The organism is Enterococcus sp. 3C7_DIV0644, from assembly GCF_002141235.1.
Lineage (GTDB): Bacteria > Bacillota > Bacilli > Lactobacillales > Enterococcaceae > Enterococcus_D > Enterococcus_D entomosocium.
Genome location: NZ_NGLK01000001.1, coordinates 112,330 through 132,449, shown reverse-complemented (window position 1 = coordinate 132,449; position 20,120 = coordinate 112,330). Strand labels below are relative to the sequence as shown.

Sequence of the window (20,120 nt, the reverse complement as noted above, 5' to 3'; positions counted from 1 at the left end):
ATATAGGTGTATCTTATAATTGTACAGCTGAATGTACGAACTAAAAAGGAGTGTTTTATATGACATATTTAGTAACAGGAGCTACTGGTGGTTTTGGAGGATATGCACTTGAATTCTTGAAAGATTTAGTTTCTAAAGATCAGATCTATGCTTTGGTACGATCTGAAGAAAAAGCAGCTACACTAAAAGAGAAAGGCTACAATGTAAGAGTAGGGGATTATTCTGACATCAATTCGTTGAGTAACGCTTTTGACGGCATTGACCGCTTGCTTTTTGTGTCTGGCGCACCAGGCAATCGTCAAGAAGAACATGCTAATGTGGTTAAGGCAGCCAAAGACGCTGGTGTTCAGTATATTGCTTATACAAGTTTTGCTGATGCAGATCACTCAACAAGTGCATTAGCTGCTGATCACATCTTTACTGAAAAACAAATCAAAGAAGCGGGAATTGCGCATACATTTTTACGTAATAACTGGTATTTAGAAAATGAAATGCCGATTATTGGCGGTGCTTTAGCTAGTGGGAAATTCGTTTACGCAGCTAAAGAAGGCAAAACCGGCTGGGCTTTGAAGCGCGAATATGCTGAGGTTGCTGCAAAAGCACTAGCAGGAACAGAATACCCTGAAATCCTTGAATTATCGGGCAGCCCTATTACTTATGCTGAATTAGCAGCAGCTTTAAAAGAAGCAACAGGGAAGGAAATCGAAGTAGTTTCATCTGATGATCAAACCTTTGTAGATAGTTTGACAGCAGGCGGTTTACCACAACCTGTTGCAGAAATGTTCTTGTCTTTCCAACATGATATTAAAAATAATCAATTAGATGTGACATCTAGTGACTTTGAACAAGCTTTGGGTAAACCTTTGACGAGTCGCGTAGAAGCAATCAAAGAGTTGTTAAATTAGTCTTGCTATTTCCCGATTATCGAAAATAATCGGGAAATTTTTATAAAGAAGGTGTTGACGATGAACCATAGCGAAAAGAGGAAATGGCTGATTAACTATTTATTAGAGGAAAACAGTCACTTAAGTAAAATAGTAGATGCTAGCTCGGATGATCCGAAAGAACAAAATGATTTATTGCGATGCTTATTAAATATAAGAGAAGCGCGACCTATTCATAAGGACTTTATTGACATTCAAAATCAATTTCTTTTAGAAGAAAGAGCTGAAAATCAGATTTTTTCACTAAACGATGCGCAACAGTATACAAAAAAACTTTATCTCTGGCAAGGAGATATCACGAGGTTGGAAGTGGACGCTATCGTAAACGCTGCAAACGCACAGCTACTAGGATGTTTTGTTCCATTACACAGGTGCATCGACAATGCGATCCACTCTGCAGCAGGTATTCAATTAAGACTAGCATGCAAAGAAATCATGGACGCACAAGGGCATTTGGAAGAAACCGGCTATGCAAAAATCACCGACGGCTATAACTTGCCTGCAAAAAAAGTGATACATACTGTTGGGCCAATCATAAAAGATACCGTAACTAAAGAACACGTATCCTTATTGGCTGACTGTTATCGTCGCGTCTTGTTGCTTTGCGAAGAGTATCAATTGAAGAGCGTCGCTTTTTGTTGTATCTCAACAGGAGAATTTCGTTTTCCCAATGAGTTAGCTGCAGAGATCGCTATCAAAACAACGCAAGAATATGTAACGCGTGTTCATTCACCTATAAAAATTATTTTCAATGTGTTTAAAGACATTGAAAAGGAGTTGTACCATGAAAAACTACAACAATTATCAGAAAGTTTATCAAAAGATAACTGAAGCAGAGGCAATCGTTATCGGTGCTGGATCAGGCCTTTCTGCTGCTGCCGGGTTAACCTATTCTGGTGAACGGTTCAAAAAATATTTCAGAGACTATATTGATCATTATTATTTAACCGATATGTATTCTGCCGGATTTTATCCCTTCGATTCATTAGAGACGTATTGGGGTTATTGGAGTAAACATGTTTTTCATAATCGATATCAGCCTGAGGCTTTGCCGCTATATAAAGAGCTTCTATCTTTGGTAGAAGAAAAAAATTACTTTGTCATTACTACTAATGTAGATCATCAGTTCCAAAAGACGGGCTTTGATAAGAGACGATTATTTTATACACAAGGTGATTATGGGTTATTTCAATGTTCACGTGCTTGCCATAACAAGACGTACGAGAATGAATCATTGATTATGCAAATGGTCCATCAGCAGAGTCAGTTCAAAATTCCCAAGCACCTCATACCATATTGCCCCAAATGTGGACAACCGATGCGGGTCAATTTACGGATAGATCAATTTTTTGTACAAGATGATGGTTGGGAAAGCGCAGCTAACCGATACAAAGAATTTCTAGAAAATTATTTAGGTACTAAAATCGTTTTTTGGGAGATCGGCATTGGTAACAACACGCCTTCCATTATAAAGTATCCATTCCAAGAAATGACGAGGGCAACGAATCAGTCGACCTATATCGTCTGTAACCAACAAGCACAACGCATACCAGATGAACTCATGGATAAAACGATTATTCTGCAAGGAAATATAGTTGAAACGATCAGAGAAATCGATCATTTTAGATAGGAGCGCATTCATGGACCATTCAAAAATGAAGACAGAAGATTATTTGAATTATTTAAAAAATGAGATTCATTCTACCGTGTTCGCCACAGTAGACGAAAACGGAAATCCGGTCACCAGAGTAATCGATATTATGTTGGTGAAAGAAACGAAGCTGTATTTTTTGACTGCAATATCCAAGCCGTTTTATAAACAGCTCAAAATGAACCCGGTCGTTTCCATCACAGGTATAGAAGGAGAAACATCAATGGAATCGTTTTCTATCACCTTACAAGGAAGAGTAAATGAAATAGGCTCTACCTATTTAGATGAAATTTTCGAGAAAAATCCTTACATGTCAAAAATATACCCCTCTGTAGAAGACCGAAATGTTTTACGAGTCTTTGAAATTTATAAAGGCATTATGTCAATCTTTGATTTAAGCAAAAAGCCTATCTATCAAAACGTTAAATCTTTCGGATAACTCAAAGCAAAAGGAGACAATCACATGGCAAATAAAGTATCAGAAGAGGAAATGAACGAAGAAGAGTGGTTAAACTGGTATAAGAAGCAGGAATTACCACAATATCCAAAGCCAGCATTTACTGTTGACAATTTGATATTCAATGTCACGTCGGACGCAGTATACATTTTACTTGTCAAAAGAAAAAATCATCCTTTCAAAGGAAGGTTCGCTTTGCCAGGTGGCTTCGTTAACGAAGGAGAAAATATCATTAAAGCCGCCATCAGAGAGTTAAAGGAAGAAACGGGCGTGGAAGTGCAGGAAGTTTCTTTATTAGGTGTATATGGAGATAAAAATCGGGATCCCCGTGGATGGACTATTTCTGCTGTCTATATAACTGTTCTACAGCAGATGAAGACTCTTTATGCAGGAGATGATGCTTCTGAGGCTTTTTGGTATAGGGTTGATAAGGATAAAGTACTCTATCAATATGTTACGTCAAAAGAACGATCCTCTACGGAGAACTGGGAATCTCTTTTTGCTTTTGATCATGCGCAAATCATCCATGAATGATTTAAGTGGTTGAACGACGAATTAAGGCAAAGAGGCCTTTAACAAGTAGAAGCGATGTGGCTTAATTTTTTCGAGTGGGGATAATTATTTATATGATACAATTGATTGATCGCCGGCGACTTTTGCCATCGCTTTCCTGATATCCTCTAAAAACCATGGATAGTCAGTTTGGTTCCGTTGTAATGAGCTACTTCTGAGGATTTGTCAGACTTAAAAGATGATGGCTTCAAATCCTCACTTCTTTCTCTTAGTAATAGTCAGCTTTGTTATAATCCTGTTTTACACAAAAGTAGTTGATTTATCTAGGAATAAGGTGGGTTAGACATAACTGGAATTGATAAGGAGGATCTGAACGAATAATCTACTTTGACGAATCTCATCTAGAAGAATAGAATGAAAGTACCTTCGTGAGAAGGTGTTTTTTTTATAGTAAAGAAATGACCAAAAGAACTTAATCTATTTTTTTATGATTTCAATCTAATGATAGTTGGCTAAGTGATAGAGCTTTGGTTTCATAAAGAAAATCACACGATTTTGATTGGCAAAAGATAGGAGATGTTTTGTGCATGAACGCATTGTACTTTAAAGAATTTGGCGATTCAGATGTGTTAACTTATGGTGAATTGCCTGATCCCGTCATTCAAGAAAATGAGCTAATGATAGAAATGATGTATATTGGGTTGAATTATGCAGATATTTATCGAAGAAAGGGCAGCTATCATATTGAATCCCGAGACCCTTTTATCAATGGCTATGAAGGAGTAGGGAAGATTGTTCAAAAAGGAAGATCAGTCTCTAAGTTTCAGCTAGGGGAAACGATTCTTTTTGTGGATGTTCCTTTTGCTAATGCAGAATTGGTGGCTGTTCCTGAGGAAAATGCCATCCATATTCCATCAGGTATACCATCTAAATTAGCAGCCAGTATTGGTCTGCAAGGGTTGACAGCTGATTTTTTAGCCCATGATCTTGGCAATAATGTGAATAATAGTAAGGTCTTCGTCCATGGGATAAGTGGTGGTGTTGGACAAAATTTATCGCAACTATTAACCGCAGATGGTCTAGAAGTTTATGGCGTCACTTCCACGGAAGAAAAGCGACAACTGGCTTTAGACCAAGGAGCAAAACAAGTCTTTTTAAGAAATACAGAATGGCAAGAAACCTATACTTCTTTCTTTGATACCGTTTATGATGGCATTGGGCATACATTAGCCGAAAGTGTCGACTTGCTCAAAAATAGAGGGAAGGTTATCTTTTTTGGCATGGCCGGCGGAAATCCGCCAGCGATCGACTTTATTCCCTTGTTATCAAAATCAAAAAGTATTTTAACAGGGGATCTGTGGGATTACTTGACAAGTTTTCAAGAGCGGGAGAGAAGAAGCACCCGACTGTTTACTTACTTTAGCAAGGATCAAATGAAAATCAGTCAACCAACCATTTTTTCCTTAGCTGACGGAAAAGCTGCCCATGATTATTTAGAATCTGGAAAAAGTGTCGGGAAAATTTTGCTGCAACCATAAGAAAGTAAAAAAGCTAAATGACTTTATCATAAAAGATACACCGAATGTTTGCTAATTCACTAAATTATCTTTTTATATAATCGATACTTTTCTTATGATAAATCATTAAGGATAAAAATAAGTATAAAATGAGTAGAATATTGCAAGAATCTAATGTTTTCTGTTTCTTCAGTGAGAATCAGATAAAACTTTGTGATAAACAGTACATTTAATTTGAAAATATTTAATTACAGCAGTAAGATAAATATATCAAATACTTAAGGAGTGATATCTATGACAAACTATGAAGAAAAGGAAGCAAAAGCATTGGTAAAGATTGCCGAGGTTCTTGATAAGTTAGATGAGAATTTAGCTGAATTAGACACACTAGATGCTGACGCAAAAAAACATAGTATGAAGAAATGGATCGTTGAGAAAAAAGCGATTCACGAAATCAAAAAGATCGCACACGAAGCCGGTAAGTATGAAAAGTACGATGAAAAAGCACTACAAAAAGAAATTGATGAAGTTGAGAAGTATATGTAATTGAAGAAAAATAAGAAATTGTCTTCATTATTCAGCAATTGAAATCTGAATTGATAAAAGCCAGATTCTAATTGAAGATTTAGAATGGACGATGATCTCACTAAGCCCATGCTCTTATGAGTGTGGGCTTGTTTGCTGTACATATGATTAAACACGACAAGCTGAATAGGCATAAAAGATCATGTTCTACAACGACAAGATAAAACCTTAGTTAAAGGGAGACGGGGAAAAATCAAAAAAAACAAAGAAAGTCTGTTTTTTCGTTTTTTTCATCGACTTTCTCCATTTTTTTAGACAAGCTTTTCGCTTATTCTAAATTTATGAGCGGTATCAAAGTAAAAAGTTAACAAAACGTTTAGACCATTTGAAAATACCTTTGCAGAAAATAGTGACGAGAGATTTATGGCTGATATGCAATTCGATTGCCTTTTACAACATAGTAGAAAGTTCTTTATTGAAGATAAAATAATAAACTATATGGATGAAACGGGTGATTACATGGAAACAACATTTTTCATTTCTAAAAATACTTCTGTTACGTCAAAACAGTTGGAAAATGAAGTGATTGGACATGCTTGCGAGATCTTGCAACGTGACATTTTAACCGTTGTGACAGACACGAGGAAGGCAAATAAAATTGAATTGGTTTTACTTGATGAAAAAAATGAAACGGATGCTTTTCATATACTTTTCGTATCGCCAGATAAAGTAAAAGTGTGTGCTGAAACACCGTTAGGATTAATGTATGGGGTTCTTGAAATCTCTCATAAAATTTTAGGTGTTCAACCCTTTTGGTATTTCATGGAGATTCCCCCAATAAAAAAGCCATTTATTGAATGGACAGGTTTTGACTTAACATTGCCTGATTTTGCAACGGACTATCGGGGCTGGTTCGTTAATGATGAGTTGCTGCTGGATCAATGGGAAGATAATGGTTCAAATGAATATGTATGGGAACGTATTTATGAAACATTGTTACGTTTAGGCGGAAATGTCATCATCCCTGGAACAGATAAGAACAGTCATAGACATCGAGAAAGTGCGCAAGCGATGGGGTTGATCTATACACATCATCATGCCGAGCCACTAGGCGCTGAGATGTTTGCTAGAAGGTATCCCAGTTTGAAGGCTTCATACGAGGAACATTTTGTGTTGTTTCAGGAATTATGGAAAAAAGCCTTACACGAGCAAAAAGGTACCAAGGTTATTTACACACTCGGTTTTCGTGGACAAGGGGATTGTCCTTTTTGGTCAGAAGATCTTGATCGACAGTGGTCTGCAGCGGAAAAAGCAGCAGTGATCAATGAAATCGTCCATCTACAATATCATATGGTTAAAGAAGTCGATCCTCATGCAGTATGCTCGATGAACATTTATGGGGAGATGACGGAATTATTTAATCTTGGCTTACTTGAGCTTCCAGATGATGTGATTGAGATTTGGGCGGATAATGGTTATGGCAAAATGGTTTCTCGTAGACAAGGGAATCACGATCCACGAGATGAGGTGTTAACAAACACACCAAAACCAAATCAATCAAGAGGAATCTATTATCACGTTGCCTTTCATGATTTACAAGCATCTAATTTCTTGACGATCTTGCCTAATAGCCCAGAATTTGTTTCTAGAGAGTTAATGGCGGTTAGAGAAGTCAAGATGGATAAGTTTGTCTTAGTTAATACAGGTAACATAAAACCGCATATTTTGTTCTTACAAGAAATAGCGAATTTCTGGCGAGCAGATTATCAGTTACGAACCAATCAAGAGATAATTTTAGAGCATGTAACACAATACTATCAAAATCAGCAAGAAGAGATCCAAGCTGTCTATGAAGCTTGCTTTGAAGCGGTTATCCGCTATGGAACATATGAGGATCAAACCGCTGGGGATGAGTTTGCCTGTTATTTGATTCGAAAAATTATTCAATCCTGGCTCAAGCAAGAAACAAAAATTCCGAGGTTAGAATGGTTGACGGGTGATCGGAAAATCAAGGAGCAAGTCACAGAAATTTTCTCTATGGTAGGAGAAAAGATAGTAGCCTGGGAGAATCTATTGCTGAGATGCCAGCAGATTACATTATCCCTTCAGGATAAAAATCCGGAAAATGCTCGCTTTTTTAATGATATTTACCTCTCAGTAGCCGTTCAATGCAAAACATTAAAAGCACTGCTCCGTTTGTTAGACGCTTATCAGATGATTGATCGGGAAGAAATGGTTTTTGTATTTGTAAAAGTTTTCGATGCGTTAGAAGAAATCCATCAACTAATTCAAATACTGAAAGAAAATCCAAGTGATACATGGTATGATTTTTATGAAAACGATGGCTATACCAACCTAACATTGACAAAAGAGATGATTAAAAGTCTGTTGTCTTACATTCGCATCATTGGCGATGGTCCAGATCAAGACCAGTGGGAGAGAAAATATATTATGGACTCCATTGAATCAAGAGTTATGTTGCTTTCAAATACTAAAAAAGCGTTGACGGATGAAAAGTTAGCAAGAAAAATCAGAGTAAGTTTTAGAAAAGTTCGTAAATAATATTAATTTGAGATGAAACGCCATTCAAAAGTTAGACTTAATATCTTACTTTTGAATGGCGTTTCATCTAGTATGCAGTTTTTTATTAGAATTCATTAGGCGTGTTGGCCAATTCTAGCACCATATTATACCAAGCAACACCTGCATGTTGTGATTCTGACAGTCCTTCTAGTTGATAGCCATGCTTTTTGTAATATGGAACCAATGATTCTAAACAAGTTAAGGTGATTCCTTTTCTGTTTTGAAGACGACATTTTTCTTCAAGGGCTGACAGTAGTTTGTTACCAATTTGGCAGTTTCTATAATCAGGAGCGACAGCTAAGCTAAGAATACTTTGGTAGCCACCAAAAGGCTGATTAGGACGAGTACTTTCAAAAAGATCGTCAGAGAGATAACGTTTAGAAATAATGGGTCCTACAACGTAGCCGATCGGATAATCCTTTCCATTTACTGCAACAATAAAACTGTCACTTATTGTAAGTATACGATCCATCATCGCAGATTTGGATGCTGCTTCATCCGCTGTAAATCCTGCATTTTCAATCTGCATGATTTGATCGATATCATCTTCTTTTGGTGGTCTGAAGAAAATGTTCATTCAATCACTCCCATCTTTATTCAAAAATAGTTTATCACATAATGATATATAACGTTTATATTTGATAACGATAAAAATTTAGAGACTTAAAATTCCTAATACAGAATCGTTGTCACACTTTCAATCAAATGAAACAAAAATAAGAATTAGTAATTGTTAACTGAATGGGTTCTTATAAGAAAAAGTCAAATTAATGATAATAATCCGCAATTCTTCATTTTATTCTAACAAAATGACAATTTTCTTAGGTATTCATCACAAATCTATCACATTTCCAAGCTAAAGTTTGTTATTATCTGAAAATTTTCATCATTCAGATAAAAGCTTCTTCATTATGAGCAAATTTTTATAGTTAGTTGATAGAAAACAGGACGAGCGTATGTGTTTTCGATCCAAGTTACACGCCAATGAGTCTAATTTCTATATTTGCTGGTATTAAGAAGGGCGCAAAAAAAATCCTTAAGTTACAGGGGACGAAATGGAGGATAACATGAAAATAAGGAAAACAAGCTGGGCTCTCGTATTGTTAACAAGTCTGATGGTATTAGGTGCTTGTGGTAGTGGAGGCCAAGACCCAACAGATAGTTCGGGAGGAAATGTGTCAGGGGGAGCTAGTTCTGATCCTAATGTATTAGTGGTCGCATCAGGTGCGGATCCAGTGACATTAGATATCCATCAAACGAACGACCAAGCAACTACCAGGGTAGCAAGACAGATTTACGAAACACTGATCAAACAGACCAACGATCTTGAGTTAGTGCCAGGGTTAGCAACAGAGTGGGAAGAAATTGAAGAGAACCTTTATGAGTTCAAGTTGCGAGAAGATGTTGTCTTTCATAATGGGGAAGCGATGACAGCTTCTGATGTTGCCTACACCCTTCGACGGGCGGTTGACTCACCTTCGATCAGTCATATCATTGGTTCGATCGATCCTGATACGATCGAAGTGATCGATGATCATACGATCCTTATCGGGACAAATGGTGCCTTCGGGCCTTTCTTGACTCATTTAGCACATCCTGCGGTTGGAATTTTGAGTGAGAAAGCTGTGGAAGAAGCTGGTGAAGATTATGGTATCAGCAGCGTTGTAGGAACGGGTCCCTTTGAATTTGTTGAATGGGCAACCGGTAGTCACGTGACATTGGATCGATTTGACGATCACTGGGATGAGCCAGCGGGAATGGAAAGAATCGAGTTCCGGACAATTACAGATTCAAGTGTTCGTTTGATTGAACTAGAGTCAGGAACCGTCGATATTGTTTATGATATCGCTCCTTCTGATAATGAAAAGGTTGAAGAAAACGATGAGTTGACCTTATTAGCGACAGAAAATTTAGGAACGGAATACTTAGGTTTCAACGTTCGAAATGATACACCATTGCAAGAAGTAGGGGTACGTCGCGCGATTGCCCATGCTATCGATGTCGAATCGATTATCCGAACGGTTCATATGGGGATCGGGACTCAAATGAGTGGACCGATCAACGAATTGGTTTTTGGATTTAATGAAAACTTGGAAGCTACTCCTTATGACGTTGAATTAGCAAAAGAACTATTAGCAGAAGCTGGTTATCCAGATGGCGGGTTTTCCCTTTCGTTGTACGTCGGTGATAACAATCAAGAACGAATCCGTGTCTCGCAGGTTGTTTCCGCTGCTTTAGAAGAATTAGGTATCACTGTTGAGGTCAACCAAATGGAGTGGGGAGCATTTTTAGATGCTGCAGCAGCTGGTGAACCAGATATGTTCTTACTAGGTTGGACAACGATCACAACAGATGCTGACTATGGATTGTATCCACTGTTCCATTCAAGTAGCTTTGGCGAAGCTGGAAATCGTACGTTCTATCATAATCAACGGGTAGATGAATTACTTGATGCAGCTCGTAGCACTTCTGACCAAGAGGAACGCTTGGCCTATTATCATGAGGCGCAAGAGATTATCAATGATGAGATGCCATGGGTTTACTTACAAACCAGAGAAAATGTTTCAGGTATCCGCAACTGGGTGCAAGGGTTCGAACATCATCCAACTGGAAGTTACTTCTTAGATACGGTGTCAAAAAACTAAATTGGATTGAGAGTATAAAATAAAGAGCCGCAATGGCTCTTTATTTTGAGGAGATGAATAGATGTTCCAATATATTGTAAAACGAATTCTGTGGTTGTTTCCTATCCTGCTAGGCGTCTCTTTTATTGTATTTACGATTATGTATCTATCACCTGGAGACCCTGTAACGATGGTGTTGGGGGAAGGAGCGACTCCTGAACAACATGATGCCATGCGTGTGCAAATGGGGCTTGACCGTAGTTTTATCGAACAATTTTTTCATTATATAAAAAATGTTGTTGTCGAATTTGATCTTGGGAGATCGTATGTTTCTGGCCGGGTGGTCATGGATGAAATCCTAGTCCGTTTGCCCAACACAATCAAATTATCAGTATGGAGTGTGTTATTTGCCTCGCTGATTGGGATTCCACTGGGAGTGATTTCTGCTTCGAGACCTTATTCCAAGGTTGATAATTTCGTGATGTTTCTTTCACTAGTTGGGGTTTCTATGCCAACCTTTTGGCAGGCTCTCCTTTTAATTATTCTTTTTACTTCTACCCTGGGCTGGTTGCCAGCATCTGGTTTTGATACTTGGCAGCAAATGATCATGCCAGTATTTGCATTGGCTTCCTCATCAATTGGCACGATCGCCCGGATCACAAGGTCGAGTATGATGGACGTTTTAGACCAAGATTATATTCGTACGGCAAAAGCCAAAGGAGTAAATGGTTCAAAGGTGACGTTCCATCATGCTTTAAGAAATGCCTTGATTCCCGTAGTGACAGTCATTGGTTTGCAGTTTGGGGCTTTATTAGGTGGGGCTGTATTGACCGAGAATGTTTTTAGTATCAATGGGATCGGGACATTGATGGTGAATGCGATCCGTACAAGAGACACAATGATCGTCCAAGGCGGCGTTTTATTTATTGCATTTATTTTTACGATGGTTAATCTATGTGTCGATATTCTCTATGCATATATCGATCCGCGAATTAAAACCTCATATGATTAAGGGAGGAACTCATGTTTTCTAGAAAAAAGGCCATAGAGAAAACGCAAGCACTTGCAGGCGTACCAGAAGGATCGAAACAAGAGATTTGGCTTTCCTTAAAAGCAAATCGCCGAGCAATGTTTGGGTTACTATTTATCACGTTACTGACGATTACTGCGATTTTTGCAGACTTTATAGCTCCCTATGGCATGAGGGAGCAAAATCTAGCCAATGCATTGCAATTTCCAAGTCGTTCTCATTGGTTTGGGACAGATGACTTGGGACGTGACGTATTGTCTCGTTTGATTTACGGCACGAGAATATCGCTGACTGTAGGCGTTTGTGCGGTGTTACTGGCACTCTTTTTTGGTGGCATCTTAGGTGTCTTATCCGGTTATTTCAGAGGGTGGATCGATACGCTGATTATGCGTTTTTGTGACATCTTACTATCCATCCCTTCTATTTTGTTGGCAATCGCCATCGTGGCTTCTTTGGGATCCAGCCTGTCGAACATGATCTTGGCGATCGGGTTGGCGAATATCCCCATTTTTGCTCGTATTATTCGGGCAAGTGTGATGGCGGTCAAAGAGAAGCAATTTATTGAAGCTGGAAAAGCGCTGGGCGCAAATAATGGATTGCTGATTTTCAAACACATCTTGCCAAATATCCTTTCACCAGTCATCGTGCATTCATCAATGGGCGTTGCCACAGCAATTTTATCTGCTGTTGGCTTAGGATTTATTGGCTTAGGTATGGAGGCTTCCGTTGCGGAATGGGGAACGATGTTAAATTTTGGACGAGGCTATATCCGAACACATCCCTACCTGACGATTTATCCAGGGATCGCGATCATGTTGACCATTTTATCCTTCAATTTGATCGGTGACGGAATCCGAGATGCCATCGATCCGAAGATGAGAGAGAGGTAAGCAGTTATGGACACGATCATGCGCGTCAAGAATCTACAAAAGTATTTTCCTGTGAAGAAGAAAAACTTTTTCGGTGTGGGAAAAGACTATGTGAAAGCAAATAAAGATCTTACGATCGATATATATGAAGGAGAAACATTAGGCATCGTCGGTGAAAGTGGCTGTGGAAAATCGACCTTTGGACGCACGATTATTCAGCTCCAACGACAAACCGGAGGCTCGACCCTTTACTATGGAGAGACGATCGAAGATTTCATGCCTCGTTACGTAAAAAAAGTCTATCAAGAACTGCCACAAAAGATGAAACAGTTTACTGATTCAGTCAATGAGCTTCAGTCGATCGAATCAAAACTTGCGGACGATTCAACTGCTGATATAGAAGCAACAACGGAACGGTTACGTCTAAAGAAAATCGCTTTTGAGAATGAATATGGCAATACCCTACGATTAGTCGGAGGCTTGATTTTGCATGATGATCTACAAAAGGTTAGTAAGCTTCTTTCGTCTCGTTACGAAGCTGCAGCAAAACTTGCCGCTAGCAAGCGAGCATTAACGTTTAATCAGCAAAAACAAGCGATGAATGGGGCAGTAGATCAAACAGGGCTCATGAACTTGGAAAAAACGATCGCTGAACAACAAAATGACTTAGCAGCTATTGATAAGCAAGTCGCACAACTAAAAAAAGATGTCATGAACAAAAAAGATTTTTCATACTATGAAGAGCAGCTTGATTCTGGCATCGATCTAGCTGCTTTGACTCAAATGGAATCAAGAGTTTTACGAAAAGACCTGCAAATTATCTTTCAGGACCCTTACTCCTCACTAGATCCACGATTAACAGTGGGTGATATTATTGGAGAAGGTTTGTTGATACACAAATTTTTTGCTAGTAAAAAGGACCCAAACTATGAAACCTATATTCTTGATATCATGGAAAAATGTGGGTTAAAGAAAGAATTTATTCATCGCTATCCGCATCAATTTTCTGGTGGACAACGACAACGAATCGGGATTGCTCGTGCCTTAGCTTTAAAGCCCAAATTCATTGTTTGCGATGAAGCTGTTTCAGCGTTAGATGTTTCAATTCAGTCACAGATCATCAATTTGCTTCATGATTTGCGGGAAGAACTCAATTTGACATACTTGTTTATCACCCATGATCTTGGAGTTGTAAAATTTATTTCTGATCGAATCGGTGTGATGTATTTTGGGCATCTTGTAGAATTAGCTTCAGCTGAGACGATTTTTTCTAACCCGATCCATCCGTACACACGGCAATTATTAAATGCTATTCCAACGCTAGACGAAGAGTATCGACCATGGCCTCTTGATGAAACCCATCCTGATTTGGCATTCAACTATTCAAAAGAAACCGATGCTGATCCAGATTGGGTAGAAGTCGAGCCGAATCATTTTGTGAAGTGTACGCGAAAATAGTTTTTTTAGAACATAGGAATTGAAACATGGTTGATGAGTCAATCACTCGAACCATAAGCATGATACGATTGGTTTAATGGGAAAAAATCAAAAGGAGGTCCAGATGGATTTACTAGAAGTTGATAATCTGCATACGTATTTTGATACGAAACGGGGCACTGTCAAAGCTGTCAAAGGCGTTACTTTTTCATTAAAAAGAGGGAAGACATTAGGAATCGTTGGAGAAAGTGGGAGTGGCAAAAGTCAAACAGCCATGTCGATCCTTCAACTTTTTCAGCGAAATCAGTATATAGCGGAAGGGCAGATCCGTTTTGATGGAAAAAATATCCTCGAATTAAGCAAAAAAGAGCTTTTAAAAATTCGTGGAAATGATATTTCAATGATCTTTCAAGAGCCTATGACAAGTTTGAATCCGGTATTTACAATCAAAGCACAACTGACAGAAGCCTTGAAACTTCATCAGCACGTCGACAATAAGACGGCGACTTTACGGGCATATGAGCTGTTAGAAGCTGTCAAGATCACAGATCCTAAACGAGTAGCCAAGCAATATCCTCATCAGTTATCTGGAGGAATGAGTCAGCGGGTAATGATCGCAATGGCATTAGCCTGCAATCCGAAGCTATTGATTGCCGATGAACCGACTACCGCACTCGATGTGATCATCCAAGCAGAAATCCTTAAGTTAATGAATGAGTTAAAAGACAAGCTGGATACAAGTATTTTATTTATTACCCATGATTTGGGTGTCATTAGTAAAATGGCCGATGATGTGATCGTGATGCATGGGGGGAAAATCGTCGAGAGTGCCCCAATCAATGAGATATTCAAAAATGCTTACCATCCGTACACAAGGCGCTTACTTGCTGCGTTTTTAAGAACCGACATTCGAAACAAGAAAACAGCGCCTGATGATTTTTTCAGTAAGGAAAACAATGTCTTTGATTTCACCACATTTAAAACAGAAGAAACAGCGGACCCGGATTGGGTTCAGGTAGGAACAAATCATTTTGTCGCTGCTAATTTGAGAAAAATCGATAACTAAATGAAAAAGTCGTAAAACAAAGCTTTGTTTACGACTTTTTTCAGTATGCTGGGAAGGAAGACTTTTTGTGAGGAAGTTGTGAGAAAGATGTAAAAAATAGGGGAAGGTTTGCTCAAGAGCCTTGCCTTAAAGTCCACTTCAAGAATTATACTGGAACTACCAATTTTGGTGGAAAAAGAAAGGAGCAATTCAATGAACAAATGGACAAAAGGACTTTTTCTGACAATGCTTTTTCTAACAGGATGTAGCAGTGATTCAATGAATGACGAGCCAGACATTGGTACAACAGAAACAAGTACTAGTGACACCGTTACGCAACAAATTAGAGAAACAGGGATTGATGGGGATGCCAATATTTTGATCGCCTACTTCACAAGAGCAGAAAATTTAGAGCATGAACCAGCGATCGAAGCAGTTTCTGGAAGTAGTTTTAATGTAATCGATGACACCTTAGTAGGAGATGTCCAGGTGATAGCAGAAATGATTGCTGAACAGACCGGCGGTGCGTTGTTCTCGATTCAAACAGAAGTAGGTTACCCTAACGTTTACGATGAACATACAGCTTTTGCGACTAGAGAGGTGGAAGAAGATGCCCGACCAACGTTGATGACTGACGTTGCCGAAATGACTGAAGTGGATGTTCTCTTTATCGGCTTTCCCGTTTGGTGGAACCGTGCCCCAAGAGCCGTTTTAACATTTCTTGAAACCTATGATCTTACGGATAAACAAATCATTCCTTTTGCAACCCATGGGGGAAGTGGACTGACCAATAGTCAAAACGAACTTCAAACGTTGTATCCAGCGTATGACTTTCTGGAAGGCTTTGCAGCAAGAGCGGGAAGTGTTGAAGAGGCTGAACCGAATCTGTTGAATTGGCTCGATGAACTAGGATATTAGCAAAATTCAAGTTTAGTAGCCGTTTCTCAATTGGCTACAGTTAATGATGTACCACAAACCGAAATAATCATAATATAATTATGGTAAACTAATGCAGTTGATTTATGAATCATTTGGGATGAGCTGATGGATTAAAAGCAAGAGCTTATACTTATTCCTGAGAATAGTCAATTTTTCCAATTTATTCGTTCTAGGTTGACTACGATCTAATTATTTCGGATAAGAAAGGTAGATCATGACCAAAGAGACGATGGAAAGAATCACACCAATGACCGACAATGGCAATACAGGACCATTCGACGGACAGTTGTTCAGCAACGCGCGCACTCTAAAGATGAATCCTGCAAGTCCGAGCAAAGCGATCGCTACACAAAATAAAATAATTGATAAACTTAACATCATATTCCTCCAAATCATTGTATGAGGACTCATACCAAGATACTCATATATCCTACGCTTTTTTAGCTAGATTCGCTGGAACAGTGATTCTTTGTTATCATAAGAATTGAAAAGGAGACTGGATAGGGAGGTTCCCTTTTGTTTCGAAGACCTTGAATGCAAAAGAAAAAAAGAGGAGGCGATTTAGTGGAATTTCGTTTATTAAAATATTTCTTCACGATTGCAGAGGAAGGGACAATTTCTCAAGCTGCAGAAGTGCTCCACATCACCCAACCGACATTGAGCCGTCAATTAAAAGAATTAGAAGATGAATTAGGAACGGCTCTTTTCATTCGTGATAATCGTACAATGCTCTTAACGGAAGCAGGTCGTTTTTTAAAAAGCCGTGCCGAGGAGATATTGAGTCTAACGGATCAAACCATGCAAGAGTTTGAAGATCGTAAGAAACAGTTGTTTAGTGGTCATTTCACAATTGGCTGTGTGGAAGCAGATAATTCCGACACGCTTTCCTTGATGTTGGAAGAATTTATCAGTGACTATCCAGATGTCCGCTTTCATATTCACAGTGGCACAGGAGATGATATCAACGAGCGTTTAGAGAAAGGCTTATTGGATTTGGCGATTTTGATCGAACCCATCGAAATCGAGAAATACGAAAAAGTCGTTCTACCAAGAAAAGAAACTTGGGGCATGTTGACATCGGCTGATTCTTTTCTCGCCCATAAAGAAGAGATTACACCAGAGGATATCAAAGGGGTGCCATTGCTAGTGTCAAGGCGTCCGGAAGTGCAGCAAATGTTCAGTCAATGGTCAAAAATACCAATAGAAGAATTACCGATCGTTGGAACATATAACTTGATTTTCAATGTCTTTTCCTTAGTAGAAAACCATGTTGGTTCGGCGTTGACCATCAGCGGAGCTGTCGGAGAACGGAGGGATGAAACGATCAAATTTTTGCCTTTAGTCCCTCAAATCGAAACCAGCTGTGTCTTGGTGTGGAAAAGAAATCGTGTGATGTCGCCGGTTGTGACGGCGTTCATTGCCCGCTTTCGTGACGCTTTTGAATAATTGCATCCTAAAAGCCAAAAGAAGTGGAGTGATCCGCTTCTTTTGGCTTCCACCTCTTCCTATGCTTCGTAAGCATAGGGGCTTTTTATAAAAAGCATTATTCAACGGCTCCGCTTTGCCTTACTATTAAATTTACCTAGAAGAGAAACCAAGGAGGTGACAAAATGGCGGCAATACTTGTGTATTCACGAGCAGGGGAGAATCTTATTGAAGGGCAGCGAAAAAAGCTGGTAGTGGGAAATACGCGGGTTCTAGCAGAGAAAATAGCAGAGAAATTACAATGCCCGCTTTATTCTCTTGAACCGGCTTATCCTTACCCTGAAAGCTATCAAGCAATGGTCGAGCTAGCAAAAAAAGAAAAAGCGGCTAATGATTTTCCCCTCTATCAAGAGGTATCGGCAGCGTTTTTTAAAGAACGGGTCTTGTTTATCGGTTTTCCCAATTGGTGGGGCACATACCCGATGATCCTAGCGAGTTTTTTAAAAGATCACCGATTGGTAGGGAAGAGTATATTTCCGTTTTGTACTCATGAAGGCTCAGGATTTGGCAACAGTCTAGAAGACTTTAAAAAGATTTGTCCTGAAGCAACTGTTTATCCTGGATTAGCTGTTCGTGGTTCAAGAGTAGCTAAAGCGGATATAGCTATTCAAAATTGGTTAAATCAGTATTTCATTAAAATAGATGAAGGAGTCGATCGATATGGTCAAGAAGCAAACAGCAGGAAGAGATAACTTAGGCAACTTTGCGCCGAAATTCGCGCAACTGAATGATGATGTGTTATTTGGTGAAGTTTGGTCACGTGAGGCAGAGTTGGCTCCTCATACGAGAAGTTTATTAACGATATCGGCCTTGATTTCCGGTGGCAATTTCGAACAATTGACTGCCCATCTGACGATTGGCAAGGAAAACGGGATCACTGCAGAAGAAATTGCAGAAGTAATCACTCATCTGGCTTTCTATGTTGGCTGGCCCAAAGCTTGGTCTGCTTTTAACATCGCCAAAACGGTTTATCAAGAAGAGTTAGCAGAATTGGAGGAAAAATAAATGTCAAAAGCTGATGCAGCAAAAGAAGCAGGAATCTTTTTATTGGGCAACACAAATGATGCCTATGCGCAATATTTTAGCGGTCAAAGTTACTTGAATCCTTTAGTAGCTGATCCAGCGATTCCAGTCAACGTTGTCAATGTGACCTTTGAACCAGGTTGCCGCAACAACTGGCATCGGCATATCGATGGTGGGTATCAATTGTTGTTGGTGACCGCAGGAAAAGGCTGGTACCAAGAAGCAGGTAAGAAACCGCAAAAACTTACTGTTGGGGATGTCGTAGTCATCAAGGAAGGGGTCAAACATTGGCATGGTGCAGCAAAAAATAGTTGGTTTGCCCATGTAGCGATTACTGCTGGTGCTTCAGAATGGTTAGAAGCAGTCAGTGATGAAGAATACGATCAATTGCCTGACGCATAAGTGATGGTAAGGCAGCCGTACTTGAAGGCGTGTAACAAATCTTATGAGGTCTCACCTGACTGGCAGCCAATACTGTGGCTAGTCAAAAGAGATCGAAGAGATCAATGTGAATGAATGTACGGTCGATTCGATGATTCAACCGGGGTAAATAGGAAAGAAAAAAGAAGCGTCCACTTGCACAACTAACGTGCGAGTGGACGCTTCTTTTTGTTTAGCCAAGATAAAATTCAATCAAGGTTTTTGCAATCAATTTTGTCATAGGATGACCTTTCGTAAAGCTTGATGCCAAATAGATCGTCCTTGATAAGGGAAAATCTGCTAGTTCACGTAAAACGAAAGGTGCCTCATCTTCATAACCCCAAGTTATTTTAGGAAAGAAGGTGATTCCTAGTCCTTGATTGATAAGGGAGCGCAGCGTCGCTGGATCGTCCGTCGTTGAGCCGATAGTCAAACTGATTTTTTTTGCTTCAAAAGCTTCGTCGATGGTTCTACGCAGCGGGCTGTTTTCAACCAGCATCAGCAGAGGCACGTGTTGGATATCGGCAACTTGCAAGTCTTTTTTTTCTGCCATGGGGTGCTTTTTGGGGATCGCCAATAAGATGGGTTCCGTGAATATCGGCAGATTAGTCAAGCCGTTCTTTGGCTCAGAGGTAATGTAGAAGGCTTGTTCTTTGTTGGTCTCCTTACTGCCGTGCTGCTTGATCGAAAGTTGGATCTCAGGGTGCTTTTCAACGAATGTCGCCACCAAGTTGGGCAAGGAAACAGAAGCGACTTCAGAGTAGATCGTCACTGCCGGGACCATTTCTCCATTTAAGGCTTGGATCGCACTCATTCCTTCGTCGAAACGTGCTAACGTCTCAACGACATAGGGATAAAATTCTTCAGCATACATCGTCAACTCGATATGCCGACCGGCATGATAGAACAAAGGAACGCCTAGTTCACTTTCTAAGTGTTTCATGGCACGGCTCAAGGCAGGTTGCGAGATGTATAATTCTTGTGCAGATTGGGTAATATTTTTCGATTCGGCTACTTTTTTAAAGTAGCGTAAATGATCAAGGTTCATCAGATACTCC

General features: G+C 39.4%; 21 protein-coding genes. 18 read left to right on the top strand and 3 right to left on the bottom strand.

All coding sequences use genetic code 11. The annotated features are described in order from the left end of the window. Nucleotides 1-59 precede the first annotated feature (59 nt). The 8 genes from A5877_RS00685 (at nt 60) to A5877_RS00650 (ending at nt 8,169) form a co-directional block, all read left to right on the top strand. Nucleotides 60-905: an SDR family oxidoreductase gene (locus tag A5877_RS00685; RefSeq protein ID WP_086299416.1), complete on the top strand. Its 846-nt coding sequence runs from the start codon at nt 60-62 to the stop codon at nt 903-905. Nucleotides 906-965: 60 nt separating this feature from the next. Then, nucleotides 966-1,775, top strand: coding sequence for a protein-ADP-ribose hydrolase (locus tag A5877_RS00680; protein WP_086316155.1), 810 nt, complete (start codon nt 966-968; stop codon nt 1,773-1,775). Beyond that, nucleotides 1,729-2,574: a Sir2 silent information regulator family NAD-dependent deacetylase gene (locus tag A5877_RS00675; RefSeq protein ID WP_086316154.1), complete on the top strand. Its 846-nt coding sequence runs from the start codon at nt 1,729-1,731 to the stop codon at nt 2,572-2,574. Before A5877_RS00680 ends, A5877_RS00675 begins: the two co-directional genes overlap by 47 nt. Before the next feature lie 10 nt (nt 2,575-2,584). Then, nucleotides 2,585-3,034: a pyridoxamine 5'-phosphate oxidase family protein gene (locus A5877_RS00670; protein ID WP_086316153.1), complete on the top strand. Its 450-nt coding sequence runs from the start codon at nt 2,585-2,587 to the stop codon at nt 3,032-3,034. Between the two features lie 24 nt (nt 3,035-3,058). Next, the gene (locus tag A5877_RS00665; protein WP_086316152.1) at nt 3,059-3,586 is read left to right on the top strand and encodes an NUDIX hydrolase; all 528 of its coding nucleotides are present in this window, start codon (nt 3,059-3,061) and stop codon (nt 3,584-3,586) included. Nucleotides 3,587-4,152: 566 nt separating this feature from the next. Beyond that, on the top strand, nt 4,153-5,103 hold the full coding sequence (locus A5877_RS00660) for a zinc-binding dehydrogenase (RefSeq protein ID WP_086316151.1): 951 nt from the start codon (nt 4,153-4,155) through the stop codon (nt 5,101-5,103). Between the two features lie 273 nt (nt 5,104-5,376). Then, nucleotides 5,377-5,628: a hypothetical protein gene (locus A5877_RS00655; RefSeq protein ID WP_015509648.1), complete on the top strand. Its 252-nt coding sequence runs from the start codon at nt 5,377-5,379 to the stop codon at nt 5,626-5,628. A gap of 498 nt (nt 5,629-6,126) precedes the next feature. After that, the gene (locus tag A5877_RS00650; RefSeq protein ID WP_176273501.1) at nt 6,127-8,169 is read left to right on the top strand and encodes a glycosyl hydrolase 115 family protein; all 2,043 of its coding nucleotides are present in this window, start codon (nt 6,127-6,129) and stop codon (nt 8,167-8,169) included. A gap of 85 nt (nt 8,170-8,254) precedes the next feature. Here the strand turns inward: A5877_RS00650 and A5877_RS00645 are convergent, their stop codons facing one another. Further along, nucleotides 8,255-8,767, bottom strand: coding sequence for a GNAT family N-acetyltransferase (locus tag A5877_RS00645; RefSeq protein WP_086316150.1), 513 nt, complete (start codon nt 8,765-8,767; stop codon nt 8,255-8,257). Nucleotides 8,768-9,257: 490 nt separating this feature from the next. On the opposite strand from A5877_RS00645, the gene A5877_RS00640 reads away from it, so the two are divergent. From A5877_RS00640 to A5877_RS00615, 6 genes are all read left to right on the top strand, one after another. Beyond that, a complete protein-coding gene (locus A5877_RS00640; protein WP_086316149.1) occupies nt 9,258-10,835 on the top strand; it encodes an ABC transporter substrate-binding protein in 1,578 nt (525 codons plus the stop codon). A 61-nt stretch (nt 10,836-10,896) separates the two neighbouring features. Further along, on the top strand, nt 10,897-11,826 hold the full coding sequence (locus A5877_RS00635) for an ABC transporter permease (RefSeq protein ID WP_086316148.1): 930 nt from the start codon (nt 10,897-10,899) through the stop codon (nt 11,824-11,826). An 11-nt stretch (nt 11,827-11,837) separates the two neighbouring features. Next, entirely contained in the window at nt 11,838-12,734 is an 897-nt protein-coding gene (locus tag A5877_RS00630; protein WP_086316147.1) for an ABC transporter permease, read from the top strand. A gap of 6 nt (nt 12,735-12,740) precedes the next feature. Continuing rightward, nucleotides 12,741-14,171 carry an ATP-binding cassette domain-containing protein gene (locus A5877_RS17425; RefSeq protein WP_086316146.1) on the top strand — a complete coding sequence of 477 codons (1,431 nt, stop codon included), beginning with the start codon at nt 12,741-12,743 and terminating at the stop codon, nt 14,169-14,171. A gap of 103 nt (nt 14,172-14,274) precedes the next feature. Then, on the top strand, nt 14,275-15,216 hold the full coding sequence (locus A5877_RS00620) for an ABC transporter ATP-binding protein (protein ID WP_086316145.1): 942 nt from the start codon (nt 14,275-14,277) through the stop codon (nt 15,214-15,216). Between the two features lie 192 nt (nt 15,217-15,408). Continuing rightward, complete coding sequence (locus tag A5877_RS00615) at nt 15,409-16,113, top strand: flavodoxin (protein WP_086316144.1); 705 nt, start codon at nt 15,409-15,411, stop codon at nt 16,111-16,113. Between the two features lie 210 nt (nt 16,114-16,323). Here A5877_RS00615 and A5877_RS00610 read toward each other — a convergent pair whose 3' ends face one another. After that, nucleotides 16,324-16,512, bottom strand: coding sequence for a hypothetical protein (locus A5877_RS00610; RefSeq protein WP_086316143.1), 189 nt, complete (start codon nt 16,510-16,512; stop codon nt 16,324-16,326). 186 nt (nt 16,513-16,698) lie between these two features. Here A5877_RS00610 and A5877_RS00605 point away from each other — a divergent pair, with 186 nt between their 5' ends. The 4 genes from A5877_RS00605 to A5877_RS00590 all read left to right on the top strand — a co-directional run bounded on the left by A5877_RS00605 (nt 16,699) and on the right by A5877_RS00590 (nt 19,044). Continuing rightward, entirely contained in the window at nt 16,699-17,580 is an 882-nt protein-coding gene (locus A5877_RS00605; RefSeq protein ID WP_034878550.1) for a LysR family transcriptional regulator, read from the top strand. Nucleotides 17,581-17,744: 164 nt separating this feature from the next. Then, nucleotides 17,745-18,311 (top strand): flavodoxin, encoded by a 567-nt coding sequence (locus A5877_RS00600; RefSeq protein ID WP_086316142.1) that lies wholly within the window; start codon nt 17,745-17,747, stop codon nt 18,309-18,311. After that, nucleotides 18,280-18,624, top strand: a complete 345-nt coding sequence (locus A5877_RS00595) for a carboxymuconolactone decarboxylase family protein (protein WP_086316141.1) — start codon at nt 18,280-18,282, stop codon at nt 18,622-18,624. The genes A5877_RS00600 and A5877_RS00595 overlap by 32 nt, the downstream gene beginning before the upstream one ends. Further along, complete coding sequence (locus A5877_RS00590) at nt 18,625-19,044, top strand: cupin domain-containing protein (RefSeq protein ID WP_086316140.1); 420 nt, start codon at nt 18,625-18,627, stop codon at nt 19,042-19,044. 211 nt (nt 19,045-19,255) lie between these two features. Here the strand turns inward: A5877_RS00590 and A5877_RS00585 are convergent, their stop codons facing one another. Then, a complete protein-coding gene (locus A5877_RS00585) occupies nt 19,256-20,110 on the bottom strand; it encodes a LysR family transcriptional regulator (protein ID WP_034878552.1) in 855 nt (284 codons plus the stop codon). Nucleotides 20,111-20,120: the final 10 nt, after the last annotated feature.